23 protein-coding genes are annotated in these 25019 nt (G+C 68.7%); 13 read left to right on the top strand and 10 right to left on the bottom strand.

What is annotated here, in order from left to right:
* Window positions 1-56: 56 nt before the first annotated feature.
* On the bottom strand, window positions 57-1253 hold the full coding sequence (locus LGR64_RS20810) for a M20 aminoacylase family protein (RefSeq protein ID WP_198822139.1): 1197 nt from the start codon (window positions 1251-1253) through the stop codon (window positions 57-59).
* A 244-nt stretch (window positions 1254-1497) separates the two neighbouring features.
* On the opposite strand from LGR64_RS20810, the gene LGR64_RS20815 reads away from it, so the two are divergent.
* Window positions 1498-2490 carry a DHH family phosphoesterase gene (locus tag LGR64_RS20815; protein WP_071954811.1) on the top strand — a complete coding sequence of 331 codons (993 nt, stop codon included), beginning with the start codon at window positions 1498-1500 and terminating at the stop codon, window positions 2488-2490.
* On the opposite strand, the gene LGR64_RS20820 is transcribed toward LGR64_RS20815, so the two are convergent.
* Window positions 2430-3299, bottom strand: a complete 870-nt coding sequence (locus tag LGR64_RS20820) for a pseudouridine synthase (RefSeq protein WP_230356821.1) — start codon at window positions 3297-3299, stop codon at window positions 2430-2432. The two genes, LGR64_RS20815 and LGR64_RS20820, sit on opposite strands and share 61 nt — an antisense overlap.
* Before the next feature lie 203 nt (window positions 3300-3502).
* Here LGR64_RS20820 and LGR64_RS20825 point away from each other — a divergent pair, with 203 nt between their 5' ends.
* Window positions 3503-4501, top strand: a complete 999-nt coding sequence (locus LGR64_RS20825) for a diaminopimelate dehydrogenase (protein WP_230356823.1) — start codon at window positions 3503-3505, stop codon at window positions 4499-4501.
* Here LGR64_RS20825 and LGR64_RS20830 read toward each other — a convergent pair.
* Entirely contained in the window at window positions 4498-5871 is a 1374-nt protein-coding gene (locus LGR64_RS20830) for an MFS transporter (protein WP_230356825.1), read from the bottom strand. The two genes, LGR64_RS20825 and LGR64_RS20830, sit on opposite strands and share 4 nt — an antisense overlap.
* A gap of 90 nt (window positions 5872-5961) precedes the next feature.
* Between LGR64_RS20830 and LGR64_RS20835 the strand changes: the two genes are divergently transcribed.
* Together LGR64_RS20835 and cls are read left to right on the top strand one after the other, a co-directional pair.
* Window positions 5962-6309: a MoaF-related domain-containing protein gene (locus tag LGR64_RS20835; RefSeq protein WP_012204400.1), complete on the top strand. Its 348-nt coding sequence runs from the start codon at window positions 5962-5964 to the stop codon at window positions 6307-6309.
* A 366-nt stretch (window positions 6310-6675) separates the two neighbouring features.
* Window positions 6676-8124 carry a cardiolipin synthase gene (gene cls, locus LGR64_RS20840; RefSeq protein WP_230356827.1) on the top strand — a complete coding sequence of 483 codons (1449 nt, stop codon included), beginning with the start codon at window positions 6676-6678 and terminating at the stop codon, window positions 8122-8124.
* Window positions 8125-8185: 61 nt separating this feature from the next.
* Here the strand turns inward: cls and LGR64_RS20845 are convergent, their stop codons facing one another.
* A complete protein-coding gene (locus LGR64_RS20845; protein ID WP_013803395.1) occupies window positions 8186-9028 on the bottom strand; it encodes an META and DUF4377 domain-containing protein in 843 nt (280 codons plus the stop codon).
* A 332-nt stretch (window positions 9029-9360) separates the two neighbouring features.
* On the opposite strand from LGR64_RS20845, the gene LGR64_RS20850 reads away from it, so the two are divergent.
* Window positions 9361-9939, top strand: coding sequence for a DUF2242 domain-containing protein (locus LGR64_RS20850; RefSeq protein WP_013803394.1), 579 nt, complete (start codon window positions 9361-9363; stop codon window positions 9937-9939).
* 22 nt (window positions 9940-9961) lie between these two features.
* Here LGR64_RS20850 and LGR64_RS20855 read toward each other — a convergent pair whose 3' ends face one another.
* The 5 genes from LGR64_RS20855 to LGR64_RS20875 form a co-directional block, all read right to left on the bottom strand.
* Window positions 9962-10834, bottom strand: a complete 873-nt coding sequence (locus LGR64_RS20855) for a peptidoglycan DD-metalloendopeptidase family protein (RefSeq protein ID WP_096915733.1) — start codon at window positions 10832-10834, stop codon at window positions 9962-9964.
* Window positions 10835-10957: 123 nt separating this feature from the next.
* Window positions 10958-13201: a DUF3300 domain-containing protein gene (locus LGR64_RS20860; protein WP_141829220.1), complete on the bottom strand. Its 2244-nt coding sequence runs from the start codon at window positions 13199-13201 to the stop codon at window positions 10958-10960.
* Between the two features lie 172 nt (window positions 13202-13373).
* On the bottom strand, window positions 13374-13691 hold the full coding sequence (locus tag LGR64_RS20865) for a DUF2322 family protein (RefSeq protein WP_043823779.1): 318 nt from the start codon (window positions 13689-13691) through the stop codon (window positions 13374-13376).
* 91 nt (window positions 13692-13782) lie between these two features.
* Entirely contained in the window at window positions 13783-14499 is a 717-nt protein-coding gene (locus tag LGR64_RS20870; RefSeq protein WP_141829218.1) for a class I SAM-dependent methyltransferase, read from the bottom strand.
* Between the two features lie 130 nt (window positions 14500-14629).
* Window positions 14630-16438 carry a glutamine--tRNA ligase/YqeY domain fusion protein gene (locus LGR64_RS20875; protein ID WP_034391560.1) on the bottom strand — a complete coding sequence of 603 codons (1809 nt, stop codon included), beginning with the start codon at window positions 16436-16438 and terminating at the stop codon, window positions 14630-14632.
* 230 nt (window positions 16439-16668) lie between these two features.
* Here LGR64_RS20875 and LGR64_RS20880 point away from each other — a divergent pair, with 230 nt between their 5' ends.
* The 7 genes from LGR64_RS20880 to LGR64_RS20910 all read left to right on the top strand — a co-directional run bounded on the left by LGR64_RS20880 (window position 16669) and on the right by LGR64_RS20910 (window position 21792).
* Window positions 16669-17040 (top strand): hypothetical protein, encoded by a 372-nt coding sequence (locus tag LGR64_RS20880; protein WP_088166912.1) that lies wholly within the window; start codon window positions 16669-16671, stop codon window positions 17038-17040.
* Between the two features lie 130 nt (window positions 17041-17170).
* Window positions 17171-17614, top strand: a complete 444-nt coding sequence (gene aroQ, locus LGR64_RS20885) for a type II 3-dehydroquinate dehydratase (protein WP_012204410.1) — start codon at window positions 17171-17173, stop codon at window positions 17612-17614.
* Window positions 17611-18495: an alpha/beta fold hydrolase gene (locus LGR64_RS20890; protein WP_141829216.1), complete on the top strand. Its 885-nt coding sequence runs from the start codon at window positions 17611-17613 to the stop codon at window positions 18493-18495. The genes aroQ and LGR64_RS20890 overlap by 4 nt, the downstream gene beginning before the upstream one ends.
* Window positions 18488-18898 carry an alternative ribosome rescue aminoacyl-tRNA hydrolase ArfB gene (gene arfB, locus LGR64_RS20895; protein WP_017405644.1) on the top strand — a complete coding sequence of 137 codons (411 nt, stop codon included), beginning with the start codon at window positions 18488-18490 and terminating at the stop codon, window positions 18896-18898. Before LGR64_RS20890 ends, arfB begins: the two co-directional genes overlap by 8 nt.
* Before the next feature lie 82 nt (window positions 18899-18980).
* Window positions 18981-19919, top strand: coding sequence for a dioxygenase family protein (locus tag LGR64_RS20900; protein ID WP_141829214.1), 939 nt, complete (start codon window positions 18981-18983; stop codon window positions 19917-19919).
* Between the two features lie 95 nt (window positions 19920-20014).
* The gene (locus LGR64_RS20905) at window positions 20015-20680 is read left to right on the top strand and encodes an alpha/beta hydrolase (protein WP_013803384.1); all 666 of its coding nucleotides are present in this window, start codon (window positions 20015-20017) and stop codon (window positions 20678-20680) included.
* A gap of 191 nt (window positions 20681-20871) precedes the next feature.
* Complete coding sequence (locus LGR64_RS20910; RefSeq protein WP_141829212.1) at window positions 20872-21792, top strand: DUF3014 domain-containing protein; 921 nt, start codon at window positions 20872-20874, stop codon at window positions 21790-21792.
* A gap of 13 nt (window positions 21793-21805) precedes the next feature.
* Here LGR64_RS20910 and LGR64_RS20915 read toward each other — a convergent pair whose 3' ends face one another.
* The gene (locus LGR64_RS20915) at window positions 21806-22276 is read right to left on the bottom strand and encodes an Lrp/AsnC family transcriptional regulator (protein WP_012204416.1); all 471 of its coding nucleotides are present in this window, start codon (window positions 22274-22276) and stop codon (window positions 21806-21808) included.
* A 104-nt stretch (window positions 22277-22380) separates the two neighbouring features.
* Here LGR64_RS20915 and mdeB point away from each other — a divergent pair, with 104 nt between their 5' ends.
* Window positions 22381-25011, top strand: coding sequence for an alpha-ketoglutarate dehydrogenase (gene mdeB / locus LGR64_RS20920; RefSeq protein ID WP_141829209.1), 2631 nt, complete (start codon window positions 22381-22383; stop codon window positions 25009-25011).
* Window positions 25012-25019: the final 8 nt, after the last annotated feature.

Genomic DNA, 25019 nt, shown 5'->3' on the forward strand with positions numbered 1-25019 from the left:
GCCGGCGTGAGGGCCAGTGTGTGAGGGCAGGCACAAGGGCCTGCGTGTGAGGGCGTTCAGGTCCTGGACTGTTCCAGCCAGCGGCGCGCCAGCAGGTCCCAGAAGCGTGCGCCGCGCCCCAGGTTGTCGTCGTTGAAGTCGTAGCCGGGGTTGTGCAGGCCCACGCCGGGCTCACCCGTGGCGGGGCCGTTGCCTATCCAGCCATAAGCGCCGGGCACGGCCTCCAGCATGAAGCCGAAGTCCTCGGCCGTCATGGCCGGCAGGATGTCGGCGTGGGTGCGGTCCTCGCCCACCGCCTCGCGCATCACCTCGGCCATGAAGCGGGCCTCGTGCGCGTGGTTGGTGGTGTTGGGGTAGCCGGGCTTGAGAATGAACTCGGCGCGGCACAGATGGGCGGCCGCCACATGCTCGCTGATGCGCTGCATGCCTTCGATGAACATCTGCTGCGTCTCGGTCCTGAGCGCGCGCACCGTGCCGAAGATGCTGGCCTCGTCGGGAATGATGTTCTCCACCGTGCCGCTGGTGATCTTGCCCACGGTGAGCACGGCGCTGTCCAGCGGATCGGTGCTGCGCGACACCAGGCTCTGCAACTGGCCGACGATGGCGCAGGCCACGGGAATCGGGTCCAGCGTGGTGTGGGGCATGGCCGCGTGGCCGCCCTTGCCGTGCACACGGATCTCGAAGCGCAGCGTGGACGCCATGATGGGCCCCACGCGCACCGCCATCTCGCCGGCAGGCAGGGCAGGCCAGTTGTGCAGCGCGAACACGGCCTCGCAGGGGAAGCGGTCGAACAGGCCGTCCTCCATCATGGCCTTGGCGCCTGCGCCGCCTTCCTCTGCGGGCTGGAAGATCAGGTGCACCGATCCATCGAAATCCGGCTGCTGCGCCAGCAGCGTGGCCGCGCCCAGCAGCATGGTCGTGTGGCCGTCATGGCCGCAGGCATGCATGCAGCCCGGGTTCTGGCTGGCGTGGCCGAAGGCGTTGAGCTCCGTCACCGGCAGCGCATCCATGTCGGCCCGTATGCCGATGCTGCGGCCCGGGTTGGCGGCGCTGCGCCCCCGGCCGTGGATGCTTGCCACCACGCCGGTCCCGCCCAGCCCGCGGTGCACCTGCAGTCCCAGCGCCATCAGGTAGGCCGCCACCTTGTCGCCGGTGCGGTGCTCCTCGTAGCGCAACTCGGGGTTGGCATGCAGGTCGTGGCGGAACTTCAGCAGGGAGCCGAGGTGGGGGGTGATGTCGGGTGTGGATCGCATACAGGGGCCGCGGCGGCCTGCACGCCCAGCGGGTCCGCAGGCGGTCGCAGCAATTCAATGACAAGGCGGACATGATAGGTCCTGGGGTTTGCCTGCGGCGCCTGCTGGGGCGATAGGCCTTGTGCTGCCCAGGCTTTGCGCTACGTTCTTTGCGAGCAGCCCGCGCAATGCCCGGCTGCCCAGGGTGCCCGGGCGCTGGAGCAAGTGCAGGGGAATGGCGCCAGGACCGACAATCGCCCCCATCATGAAAAACACCATCCTGCCCCTGCAATTGTTCGTGCGCCCCGAGCATGACGATCCCCAGCCCCTGATCCTCTACCACGGCCGCCGCTGCCCGGACGGCTACGGCGCGGCGCTGGCGGCCTGGCTGTACTACGGCGGGCAGGCCGAATTCCGGGGCCTGGACCATGGCGAGATCCAGAAGGCCGACGACCTGGGCGAGCTGGCTGGCCGCGCCGTCTACGTGCTGGACTTCGCCTTCGAGCCCGAGCTCATGGCCGAGATCGAGTCGCGCGTGGCCAAGCTCGTGGTGCTGGACCACCACAAGAGCGCTGCCGAAAAGCTGAGCGGCTACCAGTGCCGCTGCGGCGTCGTGCACTTCGACATGAACAAGTCCGGCGCGCGCCTGGCCTGGGAGTTCTTCCAGGCCGACAAGCCCGTGCCCGGCCTGATCCGCTTCATCGAGGACCGCGACATCTGGAAGTGGGAATTCGCCGAGAGCGCGGGCTTTCTCGCGGCGCTGGACATGGAGCCGCGCAGCTTCGAGCGCTGGGCCGAGATCGCGGCCTTCACGCCCGAGCAGGAAGCCGCCTTCATGGCGCGCGGCGGCGCCATGGACGAAAAATTCCAGAAGCTGTGCGCCGACATTTCCGAGGCGGCCCAGCCCCTGGTCTTCAACGGCATGCAAGGGCTGATGGTCAACTGCCCCGGCATGTTCCACAGCCAGGTCGGCGACCTGCTGGCGCGCCAGAGCGGCAGCTTCGCGCTGATGTGGCATGCCAGCACCAAGGGCGTGAAGATCGGCCTGCGTTCGCGCTCGGAGTTCAACTGCATTCCGCTGGCCGAGAGCTTTGGCGGCGGTGGCCATGCCCAGGCCTGCGGCTTCAAGATGGGCAACGAGCGCCTGGTGGAGCTGCTGTCTGGCGTGCTCAAGGCCGATGCCTCGGCCGACTACGCCTACGTGGCAGCGCCGCTGATGGAGCAGCCTGAAACGGGCGCGCCAGCCGAAGCTGTCTGATCCGGCCGGGCCGTCGCCGGCAGGCCCGCACAGGCCTGCCAGCCGGGCAGGGCGCACAGCGCGCGCCAGTGCTGCACATCGGCCACATGGCCCAGTTGCTGCCAGTCGGCCTCGAAGCGCAGCGGCTCGCCCGTCATCGGGTGCGCCAGCTCCAGCGCATGGGCGTGCAGCCACAGCCGCTGCAGGCCCAGCCGCTCGGCCCACCAGCGGTTCAGCGGCCCCTTGCCATGCGTGGCGTCGCCAATGATGGGATGGGCCACATGCTTGAGATGGCGGCGTATCTGGTGGCGCCGGCCCGTGGCGGGCAGGGCCTCGACCAGCGAGACCCGCGTGGCCGCGTGGCGCGGGTCAAAGGCCTCGGGCCATTCCAGGCGCGCCAGGCAGCGCAGCGAAGTCTGTGCGGGCTGGGCTGGCGCGTCCTCGGGCGCATCGTCGGGTCTGAGCGCGTGGTCCACCTCCACCGCATCCGGCAGCCAGCCCCGCACCAGCGCCAGGTATTGCTTGCGCACTTCCTGCCCGGCAAAGGCCTGGCCCAGCCGCTGGGCGGCCTGTGAATGCAAGGCCATGACCAGCACGCCGCAGGTGCCCTTGTCCAGCCGGTGCGCGGGGTACACATGGCAGCCCAATTGGTCGCGCAGGGTCTGCAGCACAAAGCGCGTCTCGTGCGCGTCCAGTCCCGTGCGGTGCACCAGCCAGCCTGCGGGCTTGTACACCGCCACCAGATGCTCGTCGCGCCAGAGGATGTGCAGCGGCGCGTCGTCGGGCTCTGGCGGCTGGGCCAGGGAGGGGATGGATGAAGGCTGGAACATGAGGGCGTGAGTGTAGGCGCTGCCCGCCCACCGCCATGCAGACCCACGCGCACTACCCCCGTGCAGGGCAACGCAGTGCTGCCTCCCGTTGCACGACTGGCGGCTTCAGGGCGATGCAAGATCGCGCCTGGTTCTGCGCCGCCGCGTGAACCGGAGTGTCTGAACCCCTCTCAAACGCACCACACCACACCACACCACACCGCATGGACCATCGCAGCACCGCTCCCATCCGCATCGCCATCGTCGGCCACGGCAACCTGGGCCGTGGCGTGGAGGCGGCCATTGCCCGCAACCCCGACATGGTGCTGGCCGGCATCTACACCCGCCGTGATCCGGCCCGGCTGTGTCCGCTGCAGCCCGGCACGCCCGTGCACGGCATGGACAGCCTGCTGGCCCATCGCGCCGGCATCGACGTGCTGGTGCTGTGCGGCGGCTCCAAGGACGACCTGCCGCAGCAGACGCCCGCGCTGGCCGCGCATTTCAGCCTGGTGGACAGCTTCGACACCCATGCGCGCATTCCCGAGCATTTCGACCGGGTGGATGCCGCCGCCCGCGCAGCCGGCACCACGGCGCTGATCTCGGCGGGCTGGGACCCGGGCATGTTCTCCCTGCAACGCCTCATGGGCGAGGCCCTGCTGCCCGATGGCGCCACCTACACCTTCTGGGGCAAGGGCCTGAGCCAGGGGCACTCGGACGCCATCCGCCGCATTCCCGGTGTGGCCGGCGGCGTGCAGTACACCATTCCCGTGGACGAGGCCGTGCAGCGCGTGCGCAGCGGCGTGCGGCCCGAGCTGTCTGCGCGCGAGCGCCACCGGCGCGAGTGCTTTGTGGTGCTGGAGCAGGGGGCCGATGCCGATGGCGTGCGCCAGGCCATCGTCGGCATGCCGCATTACTTTGACGAATACGACACCACGGTGCATTTCATCAGCGCCGAGGAACTTGCCCGTGACCATGCGGCCATGCCGCATGGCGGATTCGTCATCCGCAGCGGCCGCAGCTCGCAGGGGCTGCACCACTCCATCGAATACCGCCTGCAGCTGGACAGCAATCCGGAATTCACGGCCAGCGTGCTCGTGGCCTATGCGCGCGCCGTGCACAGGCTGCAGCAGTCGGGGCAGACGGGCTGCAAGACCGTGTTTGACGTGGCGCCCGGCCTGCTGTCGCCCAAAACTGCGCAGCAGCTGCGGGCCGAGTTGCTTTAGCCCTGGCCCACGCGGGCCGCGTCTTCCAGCCGGTCCACATCACGCAGCGGCTTGAACAGGGTCATCCAGCTGCCGACCACGCCCAGCGTGCACAGGCTGCCCACCACGGCAGCTGGCACGGCGCCCAGCCAGGCGGCGCTGGTGCCGGCGCGGAATTCGCCCAGCTCGTTGGACGAACCGATGAACAGCATGTTCACCGCGTTCACGCGCCCGCGCATGGAGTCGGGCGTGGAAAACTGCACCAGGGCCGAGCGGATGTACACGCTCACCATGTCGGCCGCGCCGGCCAGCATCAGGGCGGCCATGGACAGCCAGAACCAGTGCGACAGCGCAAACACCAGGTTGGCCACGCCGAAGATGGCCACGGCGGCGAACATCACGCGGCCCACATGGCGCTGGATGGGACGGGCCGACAGCCACAGGCCCATGGCCACCTCGCCCACGGTCATGGACGAGCGCAGCAGGCCCAGGCCTTCGGGGCCGACCTTGAGCACCTCGTGCGCATACACGGGCAGCAGGGCCACCACGCCGCCCAGCAGCACGGCGAACAGGTCCAGCGAAATCGTGCCCAGGATGATGGGGCGCGTGCGGATGAAATGGATGCCTTCGCCAAAGCGCTGCCACAGCGAGCCGCCCGCCGGCGCCATGGCCCCGGCAAAGCGCACGGGCACCGTGCCCAGCAGCAGCACGGCCAGCACCAGGGAGACGCCGCAGACCGCATAGGTCAGCACGGCGCCGCCCCAGGCGTAGAGCACTCCGCCCAGCACAGGCGCCGCAATGGCGGCCGTGCGCATCAGCATGCTGTTGGTGGCCAGCGCCTGGGCCAGCTGCTCGCGCGGCACGATCTGCGGCAGCAGGCTTTGCAGGGCCGGCCCCGTGAAGGCGCGGCTGCAGCCGAACAGCACCAGCACGGCATAGATCCAGTGCACATCGTGCGCGGCCGCGCCCTCGTGCCAGGACAGCCACAGCAGCAGCAGGGAGCACAGGGCAGCCACGGTCCAGCTGCCCGACAGCAGGCGCTTGCGGCTCATGCGGTCGCTGAGGTCGCCGGCCGGGATCAGCAGCGCCAGCATGGGCAGGAACTGGGCCAGTCCCACGTAGGCCAGGGACATGGGGTCGCGCGTCAGGTCATACACCTGCCAGGCCACGACCACCGCCTGCATCTGCTGGGCGAACATGGACAGCATGCGCGTCATGACGAAGGGGACGAAGGCGCTGCTGCGCAGGCCGGCAGCGGGGCTGTCGGCCGATGAGGGGGGAAGCGGGGAGGAGGGCAAGATCGGATATCCGTGGAGGAGCACGCGCAGTATCTGCGAAATGCCGGCGCCTTGCTGGCCGTTGTGCCCGCTCCACGCTGCCGACGAAGGCATGCGGTCTGCTCCCACAAACACCCGCGGCGCGGCGCGAGAATATGCCATCACGGGTCAGGCCAGAACCCCGCATCAGAGGAGCAACACACCATGTCCATGTTGTCCATGCAATACGCCGGCACCTTGATCGGGCGCGAAGCGGTCATCGACTTCCCCGACAGCAAGGCTGATGTGCGGTACACGCCGCAAGGCCAGATGGTCTGGCATGTGGTCGATTCCCTGGGCCATGTATCCGATGGCTGCGAACGGCTCAGCTACCTGCAGGTCAGCGATAGCCTGCACTTCCTCAACTGGATCGAGAAAACGGGCTTCACCGTCAGCCAGGTCATCGACACGGCCCAGGGCACGGTGCAGGCCTTCTGGTCGTTTGCCGACCCAGCCAGCGAGGGCGGCCACCGCTCCTCCATGTTCGTCGAAGGCCGTTTCCGCTTCCGTTGAGGTGCCCGCCTGCACGGCGCAGCCCGGCCGCGTGAAACATTGCGGCATCTGCGCGATCTGCCTGTTTTTTCAGCGCCTGCGGCAAACCCATGGCTGGCGCGGCAATGCAGGGTTGTCCCGAAGCTTGTCCACAGGCAGGCCCACAGTCGCTGGGCATAACCGTCACGCTGCGGTCATTTTCGTCATGCAGCGGAAAAGTTCCTGGAATGTGGGTGTGCACTATCGTTGAATCCAAGGATCGGCGGGTGCATGGAATTCCGGTTCATTACCTGAGGCGACGCCGGCTGCGCGCAGATCCAGGTTTGCCGCCGTGAAACATCCCTTCCGCCCAATCCCGTCCGCAGGACCCCCGGCTATGCTGGCTGCATGACCTGGCTGTTTCTTGCATTGCATCTGCTGCTCATTGCAGGCTTTGGCCTGCGCATCCTGTTGCGCGACGATGTGCGGCCCGACGTGCGCATGGGCTGGCTCACCGTCATCGTGCTGCTCCCCTATGCGAGCTGCGCGCTGTACTACCTGTTTGGCGAGGTGACGCTGCGCCGCCGAGGCCGGGCCCGGTACCGCAAGGTGCAGGACTTTGCGCCCGGCGCCCCGGTCACGGGCAGCGGCGTGCCGGTGGCGGGCATCGCGCCGCAATGGCAGGCGGCCTTTGGCTATGCGGCGTCCATCAACCGCTTTCCCGTACAGCCGGGCCATGCCGCGCAGCTCATGGCCGATGGTGCCCAGGCCCGCGCCCGCATGCTGGCCGACATGGAGGCTGCCCGGCACGAGATCAACGTGCTCTACTACATCTGGCTGGCCGATGACACGGGAACGGCCGTGGCCCAGGCGCTGGTGCGCGCGGCCCGGCGTGGTGTGGTCTGCCGCGCCATGGTGGACGGGCTGGGCTCGCGCGCGCTGCTGCGCTCCGACCTCTGGCAGCAGATGGCGCAGGCCGGCGTGCAACTGGCCGTGGCTCTGCCGGCCAGCCACCCGTTCAGGGTGATGTTCACCAGCCGGCTGGACCTGCGCAACCACCGCAAGATCACTGTGATCGATGGTGCCATCACATACTGCGGCAGCCAGAACTGCGCGGACGAGGCCTTCGCCGTGAAGGCCCGCTACGCGCCCTGGGTCGATATCATGCTGCGCCTGCAAGGCCCGGTGGTGGCGCAGATGCAGCAGGTCTTTGCCAGCGACTGGGCGCAGGCGCGCAGCGCAGACCATGGACTGTCCATGCCCCTGGCCGCCGAACCTGAAGCGGGGCCGGCCGACATGCCCGCCGAAGGCTTTGCCGCCGTCGTCATTGCCGAAGGCCCGGCCGAGCGGCCGCGCTCCACCTCGCAGCTGGTGTCCACCCTGCTGGCCAGTGCGCGGCGCGAAGTGGTGATCTCCACGCCCTATTTCATCCCCGATGCCACCGTGCTGGAGGCCTTGTGCGCCGCCGCCTGGCGCGGCGTGCAGGTCACGCTCATCCTGCCGGCGCGCAACGATTCCTGGATCGTGGGCGCGGCCAGCCGCAGCACCTACCGCTACCTGCTGCGGGCCGGCGTCATCCTCCGTGAGTTCCGCCCCGGCCTGCTGCATGCCAAGACCCTGTGCGTGGACGGGCAGGTGGCCCTTGTGGGCTCCACCAACCTGGACCTGCGCAGCTTCGACCTGAACTTCGAGAACAACGTGCTGCTGCAGGACGAGGCCGTGACCCGCGCCATCCGCCAGCGCCAGGCCGACTACATCCGCCAGTCCGACCGCATCACGGCCGCCCAGGTCCACGCCTGGCACTGGGGCCGCCGCATCTGGAACAACCTGCTGGCAATGCTGAGCCCGGTGCTGTGAGCCTGCAAAGAAAAAGGCCTGCGCAATGCAGGCCTTCAGGGCTGTTGGGAGGCAGACGCGCTCAGCGGCCCACGCGCTCGCTCTCGACCACCATGTCCAGCACATAGGCATAGGCCGATGCGTCGGCGGGCACGTTCTGGCGCTTGTAGCGCTGGATGCGCAGCACGTTGCGGATGCCGGGTTCGTGCTTGTAGCCCTCGATCTCGCTGTAGAAGTTCTCCCACTCGCCGGTGGAGGTCTTCACGCCGTTGTCGCCGTAGCGGATCTCGCGCACGCGCAGGCACTGGAAGTCCTTGATCAGCGGGTGATTGCAGGCCGTGCGCTGGGGTGCCACTTCCAGGAAGATGCGCTCGCCGGCGCTGCCGTACTGGGTCTGGGCCGTGGGCGAGCCGTCGAACTGCCAGCGCGTGCCATCGATGAAGGTGAGCGTCAGGCGCGCAGGCTGCTTGCCTTCGCCCAGTTGCACGGACCATTGCTTGGCCGTGGGCAGGATGCGGGCCACCTTTTGCTCCAACGCCATCAGTTGGTCGTCATCGCAGGCCATCAGCGTGCTGGCGGCGCGTTGGGTGGCGATGCGGTTGCCTTCGGTGCGGTAGCCCGTGGTCACCACGTTGCACAGGTTCTTGACGGCCAGGCGCTGGTCGGCGAATTCCAGTTGCAGGGGCCGCTTGCGCGAGGCGGCGGTCAGGAACCAGCTCTGGTCTTCGGTGCCCTGGGGCGTGAAGGCCTGGCGAAGATTCCAGTGGTAGGCGGTCAGCGATTGGGCATCACCGGGTGGGCCGGCAGGGGCCGACGCCTGGGTCTTGGCGCCTTCTTCGGCATTGCCACCCTTGTCGATATGGCTGCAGGCGCCGAGCCCCATGGTGACGATCACGGGCAGGCACCAGGTCCAGCTTGGCTTCATGTTGAATTCCTTGGTTGATGGGTACGGAGACAGGCTCAGGCGCGGCGGGCTGGTGGCAGCCCTGGCGCGGCATGTGCCGCGCCGGCCCTGGCCGAACCGGGGCACCATAACGCAGATGCGCGGCGGCGCCTGTCAGAACGGGGCGCTATTCACATTCCTTTGCATCTATTTGATGCAGGCGGAAAAAACGGATTGCTGCAAAGTTGCCGGCCGATGCGTTGCGCTCAGGTGAGAATAGGCGGCCAGCCGCCATGCCATCCGCAGGCTGCGGCGCCGGAGCAAGGAGCAGGTTCGTGTATCGACGTTGGAGTGCAGCAAACAGGGTGCGTGGCATGCGCTACGCGGGAGCTTTGGCCATCATTGCAATGCTTGCGGGCTGCGGCTCGACCATTCCCCAGCATGTGCCCGTGCAGGAGAGCTTCGGCTCCACCGAGACCTTCTCGCGCATGTTCGATGCCTCGCCGGCCCAGACCTGCGAGGCCGCGCGCCGCGCGCTGCTGAGCCAGGGCTACATCGCCATGGCGCGCACGGCCGAACTCATAGAGGGCAGCAAGAGCTTCCAGCCCGACCCCGAACTGAACCTGCAGATGAACATCCGCGTGGTCTGCGTGCCCGAGACGGCCGATGGCCAGGTCAGCATCGGCTTTGTCACGGCGCTGCAGGACCGCTATACCTTGAAGAAGAGCGCCAACTCGGCCAGCCTGGGCGTGGGTGCGCTGGGGTCGGTGTCGCTGCCGTTCTCCTCGGGCAGCGACTCCATGGTCAAGGTGGGCAGCGAGACGATTGCCAAGAGCGGTTTCTACGACAGCTTCTTCGAGCTGGTGTCGCGCTACCTGGCGCAGGACCGTGAATCCATCGCCGTGCCCACGCCAGTGGCGCCGCAGAACACCATTCCCTCGGCCAACCACTGACGCCGGCGGGCGCCGGCCCCGTTCAGGCCACCAGGAACAGGGCCGGGTCCACCATGGTGCGGTTGAGCATCACGCCCCAGTGCAGGTGCGGGCCGGTGACACGGCCTGTGGCGCCGACCTTGCAGAAGGCATCTCCCGTGTCCAGCTGATCGCCCAGCTTGCACTGCACGCTGCTCAGATGGCAGTACATGCTCAGCAGGCCGCCGCCGTGGTCCAGCCACACGGTGCCGCCGTTGAAGAAATAGTCGCCCACATCCACCACCTTGCCCGGCAGCGGCGCGACGACGTTGGTGCCCGTGGCTGCCGCGATGTCCATGCCGCTGTGCGGATTGCGCGGCTGGCCGTTGAACACGCGGCGCAGGCCGAAGCTGCTGCTGCGGCGGCCCGGCACGGGCTGGCGCATGCGCAGGTCGCCAGGGCGTGCGGGCGGCTCGGTGAACAGCGCCATGATGGTCTGCTGGTGGGCGCGCTCACGCTGGTAGCGGGCATCGTCCTCGGGTGACAGGTCCACGGTCTTGGGCGAGACCTTCAGGCGCTGCTCGGTGTATTTCTTGTCGCGCACTTCGTAGGGCAGGGTGCGCGGTGCGCCTTCGCCCTTCACCGTCACGCCATGCGTGCCGGGCGCCACCGACAGCGCAATGCCGACCACGGCCGTCCATTCGATCATGTCGCCCACCACCAGCACGGGCACGTCGCCGGCCAGCACCTGTGGCCGCTGGGCCGATGGCCCGAGCGACAGGCGGGCCACGCCACCGGGCACGCGGCTGTCATGCGGCCAGGGGGATTCCCCGGAGGCCGCAGCGGCCCAGGCCGGGACCATCAGGCCCGCGCCCGAGGCGCACAGGGATTGCACAAACAGTCGGCGGGAGCGGGAATTCGTCGTCGGTATCTGCATGGGGGAAGCGGGGGGGGCTGTGGTCGAGCGCCCCATTGTCCGCCATGCCAGCGCGCCAGCTTGCCAACGCCTCAACGTCATGACGCCATGACGCCATGGCATTCAAATGCGCTTGCGCGCCGCTCAACGGTCCCGGCGCTCGTCGCGCCCGCCGCGCCGCTCCTGTGGGCGGGCCGCGTTGGCCATGCGCTGCTGTTGCTGGCGTTGCTCCTGCTGTGCGCGGGCCTGCTGCTGCTGGGCACGCGCCTGTGCCTGGGCCTGCTGTGCTTGCTGGGCCTGCATGCGTTGCTGCTGGGCAGCCTCGAACTGCTGCTGCCTTTGCTGCTGCGCCTGCCGCTCCTGCATCTGGGCCTGTCTTTGCGCCTGCTGCTGGGCCTGCATCCTTGCCTGCATCTGCTCCTGTGCGCGTGCCTGTTGCTGCTGCTGCATTTGCTGCTGGCGCGCCTGGTCCTGGGAGCGCTGCTGCAAGGCCTGGCGATCGCGCTCGGCCTGTTGGCGGGCCTGGGCTTGCGCCTGAACCTGGGCCTGGTCGCGGGCCTGATCTCGCATCTGCGCCTGGGCCTGCATCTGGGCCTGGCGCTGCTGTTGCTGGCGCGCCTGTTCCTCGCCGCGAAGGCGGGCGGCCTGCGTCTCCATTTGCTGCTGTTGCTGCTGGCGCTGGCGCGCTGCATCGGCCATGGAGCGGTCGCGGTCCTGCCGGTCCTGTGGCCTCATGCCCTGCTGCGTGGCTGCGGAAGACCAGGAAGGCACGCGGGAGTCGCGGCCCCTGTCACCCTGCATGGCTGCCGCAGGCAGTGCTGGCGCGGGTCGCTGCGCGGTGCCCGGTGGGGATGAGGGGGCCGATTGCGCAGACTGAGGGGACTGCGGCCACTTGCCGAACTGGCCCGGCTGCGAGGCCGGCACCGGGTTCATCCGGGGCTGCAGTGAGGCCTGGGGCCGGTCATCAGGCCTGAGGCCCGGGCGTCCGCGATCGGCGCCATCGTGCCGGGCAAAGCCCTGGGCGCCGCCGGGCGGCACCATGCCTTGGGCGGACGGGGGCGGGCCGCCCTGCGGCGGCCTCAGGCCCAGGCGTTGGGGCATGCCGGAGTGCGCTGCTGCGGCGGCGCCGGCCATGCCTGCTGCTCCGGCCAGGGCCGCAGCGGCCATGCCGCCTGAACGTGGGTCACCAGAACGAGGGTCACCGGAGCGCGGGTCGCCCGGGCGAGGATCACCACCTTGCTGCGGGAAGTCAGGGCGGCGCGGCTCGAAGTGCGGGTTGTTCGCGATGTGGGTGACGTTGCCAACGTTGTTGATGTGCGTGTTGTGGATGTTCTGCACCACCGTGGTCGAGCGCGAGACGTAGGTGTTGTTGTTGTAGATCACGGCCGGGCGGCGCGAGGGCGGTGGCGGCGGCTCATTGCGGTGCCAGCGGTAGCCGGGCTCGCCCCAGCGCATGCCCCAGGAGTTCCAGCCCCAGGGGCGGCGGTCCACGGACTCGGCCAGGATCACGCCTGCGCCGAAGCCGATCAGCCCCGCCACCACGGGCGCGGCCGAACTGCCTACGTACACGGGCTGCGGCGCCACGATGGGCCGGTATCCGCCGTACATCGGCACGGGCTCGCCATAGACCACGCCCGGGTCGTACTGCGGCACATAGACGGTGTCAGGCTGGGCAGGTGCGATCTCGATGAATTGCGGCGGCGTGTCGATCACCGGCACGGGCAGCATGGACGACAGCGGCTCGCCCACGGCCTGCGGTGCGGGCTGGGGCACGGGGGGCGTGGCATCGGCCGTGGCCACGGCCACCTTGAGCCGGCTGGAGTCCTTGAGCGTGCCGGCCTTGTAGGCGCGCTGGCGCATCACCTGGATGGCGTTCATCACATCGGCCGGATCGTTGTAGTAGGCCTTGCCCAGGGCCGTGGTCCAGGGAACGTTGGATGACAGTTGCGCCAGCACATTGGGAAACTGCGCCAGTGACTTGACCGAAGGGTCCCAGTCCTGGCTGTTGACGGCGTTTTGCAGTTCCTCGGGCTTGAGGCCGGGGTTCTGCCCCATCCACACCTCGGCTGCGCCGACCTGGTCAGGATAGGTGGAGGCGGCCAGCACCTGGGCCACGAGCTTGTCGGGGTACAGCGCAATGGGCGCCACCATCTGGTAGAGCGTCTCGGCCGAAGGCGGCACATAGGCTACGGGCGTGGCGACGGGCTGGGCGTTTTCGGTGGCAGGCGGCAGCGGCGCGCTGGCGGCCTGCGGGGGCTTGTCCTGGGATTCGTTGCAGGCGCTCAGCGCCAGGGCGGTGGCCAGGCCCAGCACGCTCAGGCGCAGGGCGCCAGCGTGGGAAGTTGAGCGGGCCGTGGTGCGTGCTGTGGGCACGGCGGGTTGCAGCATTGCGTTCTCCTGGGCAGGAACGCCTTGCGCGCCGAAGCGGCAAGGCACATGTCATTTGAACGCCAAAGTGCGCCCTGCGTTGACACCGGCGTGTCAGCCGATGCCCCCAGTCCGCGCAACTTCTGTGACGCGGTGTTTACCCAGGCTGAATCAGGACGCGCTCAGGCCGCGATCAAGCCGCGATCAGGCGGGCCTGGTAGCTCTCGGCACCCTTGGACCAGGCCAGCAGGCGGTCGATATTGGGGTGCTTGCCGGGGAAGGCGATGGCGTCCTGCGTGTGCTCGGCATACCACTCCAGGCCCAGCTCGGCGGCGGCCGGCGTGATGGTGCCGCCGTACAGCGCGGCCAGCGCGTGGTACACGGCCAGCGAGCCGGTCTGGCCGGGCTTGTTCTCGATGGTGGCCACGACCTGGCCCTGGGCGTCGGCCAGCTGCAGCGCGGCGAGGTGGGTGACGGTGGGCAGTTGCTGAAGGCGTGCGGAGAAGTTCATGCTGAAAGGCAAATCAAAGGGAAAAGGGAGAAAGGGAAGGGTCAACCGGCGCCGGGCGTTCTGGTGTTTCAGTGGCTGAGTGGTTCCGTGGTCAGGCCTTGAAGGCAATCCAGGCACACCAGAACAGGCTGGAGAAAAAGCGCTTGGGCTGCACGAAACCGGCCTGGGCCAGCATCTGCTCCACCGCCTCTTCCGAGGCCGGTGGAACCGCGCCCTGCCGGATTTTGCCGAGTTTCGCATGGACAGCGGCCTCGTCCACGCCCGCCATGCGCCAGCGCATGGCCCAGGCTTCAAGGAACAGCGGCTCGCTGTCATAGCGGTAGCGATTGCAGGCCAGGATGAAGGGCGCCCCAGGCGCCAGCCGCGCCGACAGGGCCTGCAGCAGCTGCAGCTTGTCCGCGTCGTCAGGGACGTGGTGCAGCACGCCGATCAGCGTGGCCGCGTCGAACACCGTGCCGGCCGGCAGGTCCTGCACGGCGAAGGGGGCGGCTTGCACCTGGGCCGACAGCCCCGCTGCGGCGATGCGGTCCATGGTCTGGTCCAGCATGGGGGCCGAGGGGTCGGCAGCCGTGAATTTCCACAGCGGCCTGAGCCGCGCCGTGGCCAGTATCTCCTGGCCCGTGCCACCGGCACCGCCAATCAGCACGGACTTCGGGCCGGCATCCAGGCTGGCAGCCAGCAGGCAGGCGGCCAGTTCGTGGCAGGCGTCGTAGCCGGCCAGTGCAATACGGCTTTGCGTTTCGTACTCGGCCGCGCGGGAGGTGTCGAACTTGGCGGCGGAAGCCGCCTGTGGCAAGGCTTGGTTCATGGCCTGGCATTGTGCTGAGGCCACGGTCCCTGCAAAAGCGCCCATGTGCGATGGCCCACCCCTGCAAAGCAGGATGGTGGGCCATCTTCGGGGGAGGAGCGGTGCAGGTGCCCGTCAACGGGCCATGCGCCTACTTGCCCCAGGAGTCCTTGAGACCCGTTGCGCGGTTGAACACGGGCTTGCCCGGTGCGTGGTCCTTGCGGTCGGCCACGAAGTAGCCGAAGCGCTCGAACTGGAACTTGTCGTCAGGCTGCGCGTTGGCCAGCGAAGGCTCCACATAGGCGGTCACCACCTTGAGGCTGTCCGGGTTGAGCAGCGTCAGGAAGTCCTTGCCACCCGCATCGGGCTGCGGGTCGGTGAACAGGCGGTCGTACAGGCGCACCTCGGCCTGCACGCCGTCGGCCACGCCCACCCAGGTGATGGCGGCCTTGACCTTGACGCTGTCCGCACCCGGCGTGCCGCTCTTGGTGTCGGGCACCACGGTGGCCAGCACCTTGGTGACGTTGCCCTCGGCATCCTTCTCGCAGCCCGTGCACTCGATCACGTAACCGCCCTTCAGGCGCACCTTGTTGCCGGGGAAAAGGCGCTTGTAGCCCTTGGGCGGCACTTCGGCGAAGTCCTCGCGCTCGATCCACACCTCGCGGCCCAGCGTGAAGCGGCGCACCGGCACCTGCTGGCCTTCGGCGGCGTGGGGCAGGGCGGGCAGCTCGCAGGCTTCCAGGTGCTCGGCGCTGCCGAAGACCTCGGCCCAGTTGGTCAGCTCCAGCTTGAGCGGGTCCAGGGCCACCATGCCGCGATGGGCCTGGTTCTCCAGGTCCTCGCGCAGGCAGCCTTCCAGCGTGGAGTAGTCGATCCAGGCGTAGTCCTTGGTCACGCCGATGCGCTCGCAGAAGGCCTGGATGCTCTGGGGCGTGTAGCCACGGCGGCGCAGGCCGACGATGGTGGGCATGCGCGGATCGTCCCAGCCGCTGACGATGCCGTTGTCCACCAGGTGCTTGAGCTTGCGCTTGCTGGTGATCACATAGGTCAGGTGCAGGCGCGAGAACTCGTACTGGCGCGGCTGCGGCGCGGCGATCAGGCCGCCTTCGCGCAGATGGTCCAGCAGCCAGTCGTAGAACGGGCGCTGGTCCTCGAACTCCAGCGTGCAGATGCTGTGGGTGATGTGCTCCAGCGCGTCCTCGATGGGATGGGCGAAGGTGTACATCGGGTAGATGCACCACTGGTTGCCGGTGTTGTGGTGCTCGGCATGGCGCACGCGGTAGATGGCGGGATCGCGCAGGTTGATGTTGGGCGATGCCATGTCGATCTTTGCGCGCAGCACGGCAGCGCCATCGGGCAGCTTGCCGTCGCGCATTTCGCGAAAGCGCGCCAGGTTCTCGGCCACCGTGCGGCTGCGGAACGGGCTGTCCACGCCGGGGCGCGAGAAATCGCCGCGGTTGGCCTTCATGTCGTCGGCGCTTTGCTCGTCCACATAGGCCAGGCCCTGCTCGATCAGGTACTCGGCTGCGCGGTACATGAAGTCGAAGTAGTTGCTGGCGAAGTACAGGTTCTCGTGACCGTCGGCTTCCTTCCAGCCGAAGCCCAGCCAATGGACGGCATCGATGATGCTGTCCACGTACTCCTGGTCTTCCTTCTCGGGATTGGTGTCGTCGAAACGCAGGTGGCAGGCACCTTCGTAGTCGCGCGCCAGGCCGAAGTTCAGGCAGATGGCCTTGGCGTGGCCCACGTGCAGGTAGCCGTTGGGCTCGGGCGGGAAGCGTGTGCGGATCTTCGCCACGTCCACCTGGCCCTGGTTGTGGTGGTCGCCATCACCGGGGCTTCCACCCCAGCGGCGCTGGGCGTGGGTACCGTTGGCCAGGTCGGCCTCGATGATTTGGCGCAAGAAGTTACTCGGTTTGACCGGATCTTTGGAGATGGGGGAGGCGTCAGCAGAGCTCATCGCAGCATTGTAGGCGCCCGCCTGCAGACCCGCTCCGGACGGCTTTCGGACAGCCGCGCCAGCCAAGGGTTGAGGCATTTGGAAACAAACTTGTATAAAAGCCTGCCATCCGTAGACCCCTCTCGCGCGTTGAGAATGCAGGGCGTATGCCGTCCCCCTGTGCCAAAGTGCGGGAAGGCGGCACCAGCGGCAATGCCTGCCACGCCTGTCCAACTTCGAGGAGAGACACCATGACAACGACAGCTTCCCCGTGGGTTGCAAAAGCAGCAGCAGCCGGCCTGGCCCTGGCCGCCCTCATGGCTTCGGGCGCCGCCCAGGCCCGGGGCGATGTGCAATGGTCCATCAGCCTGAATTCGCCGGGCATGTATGGCCCGCCCGTCTATGTCGCGCCTGCCCCCGTGTATGTGGCACCGCCCCAGCCCATCTACTACGCGCCCCCGCCGCCGGTCTACTACGCGCCGCGCGCCGTCTACCGTGCTCCGCCCGTCGTGGTCGTTCCCGGCTACGGATACGGCTATGGCGGCGGCTACCGGGGTGGATACCGTGGCGAGTACCGCCATGGCCACGGACATGGCCACGGGCATGGCCACTGGCGCCGTTGATCTGAGCTGAACCACGCTGAACCGACTCTTGCCGCCCCTTGGGGCGGCTTTTTCCGTGGTGCCTGCGCCAGGACCGGGCCGGGGATGGCCCGCATAATCCAGTCCGTTGGAAACCTGGAGTGTCCCCGCCGTGAAAACCGTCTATGTCCTCAATGGCCCGAACCTGAACCTGCTGGGCCTGCGTGAACCCGCCATCTATGGCTCCCAGACCCTGGCCGATGTGCGTGCGCTGTGCGAAGCCGCCTGCGCGCGCTACGGGCTGGGGCTGGAGTTCCGCCAGAGCAACCACGAAGGCGAACTGGTGGACTGGGTCCACGAAGCCGGCCGCGTGCACGCCGAAGGCCGTCTGGCCGGCCTGATCTTCAACGCCGCCGCCTACACCCACACCAGCGTGGCCTTGCTGGATGCCGTCAAGGGCACGGGCGTGCCGCTGGTGGAGCTGCACATCAGCAACGTGCATGCGCGCGAGAGCTTCCGCCACCACTCCTACCTGTCGGCCGCCGCGCGCGCCGTGATGTGCGGCTTTGGCGTGGCCGGCTACGGCCTGGCCATTGACGCCGTGGCCCAGTGGTGAATACGCCCGCCGCCATTGAGCGCCTGCGCGCCCAGGCGCGGCGCCTGACCACGCCGCTGTCTGCCGCGCAGCCCGAAGACGGCCACATGGTCTGGCATGTCTGGGGCGAGGCACGCGCGGGCGAGCTGCCCATCGTCATGCTGCACGGCGGCAGCGGCAGCTGGACGCACTGGCTGCGCTGCATGGACGCGCTGCTGGCCCAGGGGCGCCAGCTGTGGATACCCGACCTGCCGGGCTTTGGCGATTCCGATGGGGTGCCAGGCGGCCAGGATGCCGACACCCTGGTCGGGCCGCTGCGCCAGGGCCTGCGGCAACTGCTGGCCGATGGCAGTGCGCCCGCCGCCCCGCTGTGCGATCTGGTCGGTTTCTCTTTTGGCGGCATGACGGCCGGCATGCTGGCCGCCGCCGACGGCACGCTGGCCCGGCGCCTGGTGCTGGCTGGGGCGCCCGGCATGGGCGTGGGCAAGGGCCTGGCCGTGCGGCTCAAGGGCTGGCGCCACCTGGCCACGCCCGAGGCGCAGGCCGTGGCCCACCGCTACAACCTGCAGGCGCTGATGCTGCATGACGCCAGCCTCATCGACGAGGACACCCTGGCCCTGCATGTGCTCAACGTGGAGCGTGACCGCCTTCCGCGCCGCCGTCTCTCGCACACCGACGTGCTGGCGCGTGCCCTGCAGGCCGTGGACGGCCCCGTATGGGCCATCTATGGCGAGCACGACGCGCTCTACCCGGGCCCGATGATGCAGGAGCTGGCCCAGGCCTTTGCACGCCATGCGCGCGACTTCCGCGGCCTGGCCCTGGTGCCCGGCGCGGGCCACTGGGTCATGCATGAGCGTCCCGATGCCTTTGTGGCGGCATTGACCGCTGCGCTGGATGCCTGAGCGCATGCGGCCCATCGAGCTGCACGAGGTGCAGTGGACCGCCATGCGCGCCCAGGGCGCGGGCGGCCAGAACGTGAACAAGGTCTCCAGCGCCGTGCACCTGCGCTTTGACGTGCGCGCCTCGCGCCTGCCCGAGGCCGTGCAGCAGCGCCTGCTGGCCCTGCGCGACGGCCGCATCACCAACGAGGGCGTGGTCGTCATCAAGGCCCAGCAACACCGCACGCAGGAACAGAACCTGCGCGCCGCGCTGCAGCGGCTCAACGTGCTGGTGGCCGCCGCCTATCCCGAGCCCATCCTGCGCCGCGCCACCCGGCCCACGCTGGGGTCGCAGCGGCGCCGCCTGGAAAGCAAGAGCCGGCACGGCGCCACCAAGGCCCTGCGCGGGCGCCCGCGCGACGATTGATCCGGATTGACCCGGCCAGCGCAACAATGTGTGCTGCCGCTGGCGGCTTGGCGCGGCGCCCGGGCGTCCCTACATTAGGGGAATGCAAGACTCCCACGCTCCCCACTCTCCCCGGGTTTCCTCCGCCGCCGGTGCCCGGCTGCCCGTGCTCTATGTCTCCCACGGCTCGCCCATGTTCGCGCTGGAGCCGGGTGAAACCGGCCCCGTGCTCGCGCAATGGGGCAGGGCGCTGCGCCAGGCCTCCGGCCCGCTGCGCGGCGTGGTCGTCATGTCGCCGCACTGGATGTCGCACGGCGTGGAAGTCATGACCGGCGCCACGCCCTCCACCTGGCATGACTTCGGCGGCTTTCCGCCCGCACTCTACGAACTGCAGTACCCGGCCCCCGGCGCGCCCCAGCTGGCGCAGGAAGTCATGGACCGCCTGCAGGCCGCAGGCATTGCCGCCAGCGCCAACGCGCAGCGGCCCTTCGACCACGGCGCCTGGGTGCCGCTGATGCATTTGCTGCCGGATGCCGACCTGCCCGTGGTGCAGCTGTCCCTGCCTGCCTCGGCCGGGCCGGCCGAAACCCATGCGCTGGGCGCGGCACTGGCGGGGCTGCGCGATGAGGGCGTGCTCATCGTCGGCTCCGGCAGCATGACGCACAACCTGGGCGAATTCCGTGGCGGCACGGGCGAGGCCACGGTGCGGGTGGACGACGCCGTGCAGGCCCTGCGCAGCCAGGATGGCCTGCAGGACGACCATGCCGTCGGCGGCTCCAGCGCCTCCTCGCCCTACGTGCAGGACTTCAGCCGCTGGATCGAATCGCGCCTGCAGGCGCAGGACCTGCCTGCGCTGCTGGACTACCGCGCCCGCGCGCCTTCGGCCCGGCGCGCCCATCCCAGCGAGGAGCACTTCATGCCGCTGTACTTCGCGCTGGGCGCGGCCGGCGCGACAGCGCGGCCACGGTATCTGAGCCGCGAAGTCATGTATTCCATCCTGGCCATGGATGCGATGGCCTTCGAGGACGCGCAGGCGGCATAACCTCCTGCTGCCGCGGACTTGGCGAGGCGCCACAATGGCGCGTTGCCCGGGACCACCCCGGTCCTGGAAATCGCTAAAAAACCAAGGAGTCCGTGATGATCGACCTGCCTCTGGTGGCGCTGGAGCGCCCCGCACAACCCGCACCGGGGCAGCAGCCCTGGCTGCTGGTGCTCATGCATGGCGTTGGCAGCAATGAGCAGGATCTGTTCGGCCTCGCATCGTTCGTGCCGCCGCAGTTCCACGTGCTCAGCCTGCGCGCTCCGTTTTCCATGGGTCCCTCAGCCCATGCCTGGTTCCAGTTCACGGTGGATGCCAACGGCACGCGCCACATCCACGCATCGCAGGAAGAGCACAGCCGCGCCCTGGTGGCCCAGACCGTGCAGCAGGCCGGAGCGCGGCTGGACATCCCTGCCCAGCGAACCGTGGCGGGCGGCTTCAGCCAGGGCGGCATCATGGCGCTCAGCCTGCTGCTGACCCAGCCCGCGCTGCTGCGCGCCGCCATGTGCTGGCACAGCCGCCTGCTGCCCGAGGCCTTGCCGCACCAGGCTCCTGACGCGGCCTTTGACGGCAAGTCGCTCTGGGTCAGCCACGGCACCTACGACAACGTCATTCCGCTGACCAGCGCCCACGCCATTCGCAGCCACGTGCAGCGCCTGCCGCTGCAACTGAGCTACCACGAGTACCCCAGCATGCACGAAATCCGCCCCGACGAGCTGCAGGCTGCCATGGCCTGGCTCCAGGATCTGGGCACGCAGGGCTGAGACGGCCGGGTAAGCCGGGTAACGCGTTGTTGCCAGGCGCGCACGATGGCCTGCGCAGGCAGCGGGGCGGCTTATAAACACAAGGCAGGGGCCGGTGTCAGCAAAGCCGGGGAACCCTGGTTGTGCTTTGCTGTCGCACGTCCTGCGGCAACTGAGCTGCCAGCCCCCTGCCCAAGCCAAAGGACCCATCCATGCCAGAACGCGATCCCCAAGACTTCCGCCCTCGCGCCAGATCCTCCGGCCCATCGGCCTTCGGCATCGCCGCAGCGGTGCTGGCGGCTGCCGCCCTGGGGGGCGCGGCCTGGTGGTACTGGTGGCGTCCCGCCGCCGTGCCCGAGGCGCCGGCGGAAGTGGCGCAGGCGCCCGCCCAGTCCACCCAGCCCTCCGAACTTGAACCCGTCCCCGCGCCCGAGCTGACCGAGCCCCAGAACCCTGTCGATGCGCTGGAGCAACCCGCCTCCGGCCTGCCCGCGCTGCAGGACTCCGACGCCCATGTCACCCAGGCCCTCAACGGCCTGCTGGGCCGTGACAAGGCCGGCAGCTTTCTGCAGATGGACGGCTTTGTGCGCCGCGCCGTGGCCACCGTGGACAACCTGACCCGCTCCCAGGCCCCTGCACGGCTTTGGCCCGTGCACCCGGCGCCTCAGCGTTTCACGGTGGAGGGCGCGGCAGAGGCTGGTGATGCGCAGGCCATCGCCCCCGCCAACGCCGCACGCTACAAGGCGTTCGTGACCTTTGCCGAGTCCATTCCCATGGACGGGGCCGTCAAGCTCTATGCCCGGCTGTATCCCCTGTTCCAGACCGCCTATGAAGACCTGGGCTATCCCAGCCGCTATTTCAACGATCGCCTCATTGCCGTCATAGACCACCTGCGCGCCGCGCCCGAGCCCGCGGGCCCGGTGCAGGTACGGCTGACCAAGGTGGAGGGCGAGGTGCCCTCCATCCAGCCCTGGGTGCGCTACGAATACGCCGACCCTGAGCTGCAGGCCCTGTCCAGCGGCCAGAAGATGCTGGTGCGCGTGGGCCTGGACAACGAGCGCCGCCTCAAGGCCGTGCTGGGCGAGCTGCGCCGCCGCATCGCCACCGGCGAGATGGCCAAGCCTGCGGGCTGAGTCGGGGTTCGGATCAACCCGCCGCAGGCAGGGGCAGGGCGGTCTTGTACCGCACCTGCTTGAGCGTGAAGCTGGAGCGGATCTTCTCTATGCCGGGAATCGGCGTGAGCTGCTCCACGATGAAGCGCTCCAGCGCACCGATGTCGGCCAGCGCCACGCGGATCAGGTAGTCGGCGTCGCCGCTCATCAGATAGCACTCCATGACCTCGTCGTGCTCGGCAATGCGGCGCTCGAAGTCGGCCAGCGATTCCTTGGCCTGGGACTTCAGGCTGATGTTGATGAACACATTCAGCCCCAGCCCCAGCGCCGACGCATTGGCCAGCGCCACATAGCGCGCGATCACGCCGGCCTTCTCCAGTGCCTTGACGCGCGCCAGGCAGGGCGACGGCGACAGATGCACGCGCCGCGCCAGCTCCACGTTGGACAGCGAGCCGTCCGTTTGCAACTCGGCCAGAATGCGCAAGTCGATGGTGTCCAGTTTCATGTGCTGGATTTTATGTAGATACCGGCATGAAATGCTGGAATATGGCGTTTTCCTTATCCATGAACGGCTGCTCATGCCGGCCTGCCAGTCCTAAAGTGGCGGACATGAACGCACCCACGCCACTGGCCGCGCTGGCCGATATCGATACTGACCCCCAGGAAACCGCCGAATGGCGCGAGGCCTTTCTGGCCCTGGTCGCCACAGAAGGTCCGCAGCGAGCGCGCTTCGTGCTGGAAGAGCTGGCGCGCATGGCGCGCGAGCAGCGCCTGGGCTGGCAGCCCGACCTGAACACGCCCTATGTGAACAGCGTGGCGGCGCAGCAGCAGCCGGTGTTTCCGGGCGACCTGGCCATCGAGGAGCGGCTGGCGTCCATCATGCGCTGGAACGCGCTGGCCATGGTGGTGCGCGCCAACCAGGCCTATGGCGAGCTGGGCGGCCATATTGCCAGCTATGCCAGCGCGGCCGACCTGTTCGAGACCGGGTTCAACCATTTCTTCCATGCCCGGGAGGGGCTGGCGCCGGGCCAGCACCGAGGCGACCTGGTGTTCTTCCAGCCGCACAGCGCGCCCGGCGTGTATGCGCGGGCCTTCCTGGAAGGGCGGCTGACCGAGCAGGACCTGCAGCACTACCGCCAGGAGATCAGCGCGCCGGCGGCAGGCGCACAGGGCCTGTCCAGCTATCCCCATCCCTGGCTGATGCCCGATTTCTGGCAGTTCCCGACGGGCTCCATGGGCATAGGCCCCATCAGCAGCATCTACCACGCGCGCTTCATGCGCTATCTCACGCACCGCCGCCTGCTGGACTGCCAGGAGCGCAAGGTCTGGGGCGTGTTCGGCGACGGCGAGATGGACGAGCCCGAAAGCATGAGCGCCCTCACGCTGGCCGCGCGCGAGGGGCTGGACAACCTGGTCTGGGTGGTCAACTGCAATCTGCAGCGTCTGGACGGCCCGGTGCGCGGCAACGGCCGCATCGTCGATGAGCTGGAACGGCTGTTTGCCGGCGCGGGCTGGAACGTGGTCAAGCTGCTGTGGGGCAGCGACTGGGACGGGTTGTTTGCGCGCGACCTCACCGGCACCCTGGCGCGCACGCTGGGCGGCACAGTGGACGGGCAGATGCAGACCTTCGCCGCCAAGGACGGACGCTACAACCGCGAGCATTTCTTTGGACAGAACCCCGAGCTTGCCGCGCTGGCCCAGGGCCTGACGGACGAGCAGATCGACCGCTTGAAGCGCGGCGGCCATGACCTGGTGAAGATCCATGCGGCCTATGCAGCGGCTGCCGCCCATCGCGGCCAGCCCACGGTGATCCTTGCCCATACCAAGAAGGGCTACGGCATGGGATCGGCCGGGCAGGGCAAGATGACCACGCACAGCCAGAAGAAGCTGGACGAGTCCGACCTGATCGAGTTCCGCAACCGCTTCAACCTGCCGCTCAGTGACGAGCAGGCCAAGGGCCTGGCCTTCCATAAACCTGCCGATGACAGCGCCGAGATGCAGTACCTGCGCGATCGCCGCACGGCCCTGGGCGGCGCACTGCCGCGCCGCGAAACGGTGTGCGACCGCGTGCCCGTTCCAGCGCTGGATCAGTACGCGCAGTTTGCGCTGGCGCCTGCCGGCAAGGAGATGAGCACCACCATGGCCTTCGTGCGCATGCTGGGCGGCCTGCTCAAGGACGCGCAGCTGGGTCCGCGCATCGTGCCCATCGTGGCGGACGAGGCGCGCACCTTCGGCATGGCCAACCTGTTCAAGCAGGTGGGCATCTACAGCAGCCTGGGGCAGCGCTACGCGCCCGAGGACATCGGCTCGGTGCTGTCCTACCGCGAGGCGCTGGACGGCCAGATCCTGGAAGAGGGCATCAGCGAGGCCGGCGCCATCGCCAGCTGGACGGCGGCAGCCACCAGCTACAGCGTGCACGGCCTGGCCATGCTGCCGTTCTACATCTACTACTCCATGTTCGGCTTCCAGCGCGTGGGCGACGCCATCTGGGCGGCGGCCGACCAGCGGGCGCGCGGCTTTTTGCTGGGCGCCACCTCGGGCCGCACCACGCTGGGCGGCGAGGGCCTGCAGCACCAGGACGGCTCCAGCCATCTGGTGGCGGCCACCATTCCCAACTGCAAGGCCTGGGACCCCGCGCATGCGGGCGAGCTGGCCGTGATCCTGGACGCCGGCATGCGCGAGATGCTGGTGGAGCAGCGCGACGTTTTCTACTACATCACCCTGATGAACGAGAACTACGCCCAGCCCGACCTGCCACCGGGCGCGGCCGAAGGCGTGCTGCGCGGCGGCTATGTGTTCAGCCGCTTTGGCGATGCGGGCCGTGCCACGCAGCATGTCACCTTGCTGGGATCGGGCGCCATCCTCACCGAAGTGCTCAAGGCCGCCGAGCAATTGGCCAGCGAGGGCATGGCCGCCACCGTGGTCAGCGTGACCAGCTGGAGCGAACTGGCGCGCGATGGCGTGGCCTGCGAGCAGCGCATGCTGGCAGGTGAGGCACCTGGCCAGCCCTGGATCGCCCAACTGCTGGACGCCACGCAGGGCCCGGTGATTGCTGCCACCGACTATGTGCGCGCCGTGCCCGAGACCGTGCGCGCCTTCCTGCCCGCAGGCAGGCGATTCCTCACCCTGGGCACGGACGGCTTTGGCCGAAGTGACACGCGTGCCGCGTTGCGCGGCCACTTTGGCGTGGACGCGCACAGCGTGGCGCAGGCGGCGCGCCGCTGCAGCCAGGCGGCCTGAGCCCGGCG

Source organism: Delftia sp. Lp-1, assembly GCF_020523835.1.
Classification (GTDB): Bacteria; Pseudomonadota; Gammaproteobacteria; order Burkholderiales; family Burkholderiaceae_C; genus Comamonas; species Comamonas acidovorans.

Bases quoted from the DNA above. Each gene is read 5' to 3' on its own strand.
- LGR64_RS20810 (WP_198822139.1), bottom strand. From the start codon at position 1,253: ATGCGATCCACACCCGACATCACCCCCCACCTCGGCTCCCTGCTGAAG.
- LGR64_RS20815 (WP_071954811.1), top strand. From the start codon at position 1,498: ATGAAAAACACCATCCTGCCCCTGCAATTGTTCGTGCGCCCCGAGCAT.
- LGR64_RS20820 (WP_230356821.1), bottom strand. From the start codon at position 3,299: ATGTTCCAGCCTTCATCCATCCCCTCCCTGGCCCAGCCGCCAGAGCCC.
- LGR64_RS20825 (WP_230356823.1), top strand. From the start codon at position 3,503: ATGGACCATCGCAGCACCGCTCCCATCCGCATCGCCATCGTCGGCCAC.
- LGR64_RS20830 (WP_230356825.1), bottom strand. From the start codon at position 5,871: ATGCCTTCGTCGGCAGCGTGGAGCGGGCACAACGGCCAGCAAGGCGCC.
- LGR64_RS20835 (WP_012204400.1), top strand. From the start codon at position 5,962: ATGTCCATGTTGTCCATGCAATACGCCGGCACCTTGATCGGGCGCGAA.
- cls (WP_230356827.1), top strand. From the start codon at position 6,676: ATGACCTGGCTGTTTCTTGCATTGCATCTGCTGCTCATTGCAGGCTTT.
- LGR64_RS20845 (WP_013803395.1), bottom strand. From the start codon at position 9,028: ATGAAGCCAAGCTGGACCTGGTGCCTGCCCGTGATCGTCACCATGGGG.
- LGR64_RS20850 (WP_013803394.1), top strand. From the start codon at position 9,361: ATGCGCTACGCGGGAGCTTTGGCCATCATTGCAATGCTTGCGGGCTGC.
- LGR64_RS20855 (WP_096915733.1), bottom strand. From the start codon at position 10,834: ATGCAGATACCGACGACGAATTCCCGCTCCCGCCGACTGTTTGTGCAA.
- LGR64_RS20860 (WP_141829220.1), bottom strand. From the start codon at position 13,201: ATGCTGCAACCCGCCGTGCCCACAGCACGCACCACGGCCCGCTCAACT.
- LGR64_RS20865 (WP_043823779.1), bottom strand. From the start codon at position 13,691: ATGAACTTCTCCGCACGCCTTCAGCAACTGCCCACCGTCACCCACCTC.
- LGR64_RS20870 (WP_141829218.1), bottom strand. From the start codon at position 14,499: ATGAACCAAGCCTTGCCACAGGCGGCTTCCGCCGCCAAGTTCGACACC.
- LGR64_RS20875 (WP_034391560.1), bottom strand. From the start codon at position 16,438: ATGAGCTCTGCTGACGCCTCCCCCATCTCCAAAGATCCGGTCAAACCG.
- LGR64_RS20880 (WP_088166912.1), top strand. From the start codon at position 16,669: ATGACAACGACAGCTTCCCCGTGGGTTGCAAAAGCAGCAGCAGCCGGC.
- arfB (WP_017405644.1), top strand. From the start codon at position 18,488: ATGCCTGAGCGCATGCGGCCCATCGAGCTGCACGAGGTGCAGTGGACC.
- LGR64_RS20900 (WP_141829214.1), top strand. From the start codon at position 18,981: ATGCAAGACTCCCACGCTCCCCACTCTCCCCGGGTTTCCTCCGCCGCC.
- LGR64_RS20905 (WP_013803384.1), top strand. From the start codon at position 20,015: ATGATCGACCTGCCTCTGGTGGCGCTGGAGCGCCCCGCACAACCCGCA.
- LGR64_RS20910 (WP_141829212.1), top strand. From the start codon at position 20,872: ATGCCAGAACGCGATCCCCAAGACTTCCGCCCTCGCGCCAGATCCTCC.
- LGR64_RS20915 (WP_012204416.1), bottom strand. From the start codon at position 22,276: ATGAAACTGGACACCATCGACTTGCGCATTCTGGCCGAGTTGCAAACG.
- mdeB (WP_141829209.1), top strand. From the start codon at position 22,381: ATGAACGCACCCACGCCACTGGCCGCGCTGGCCGATATCGATACTGAC.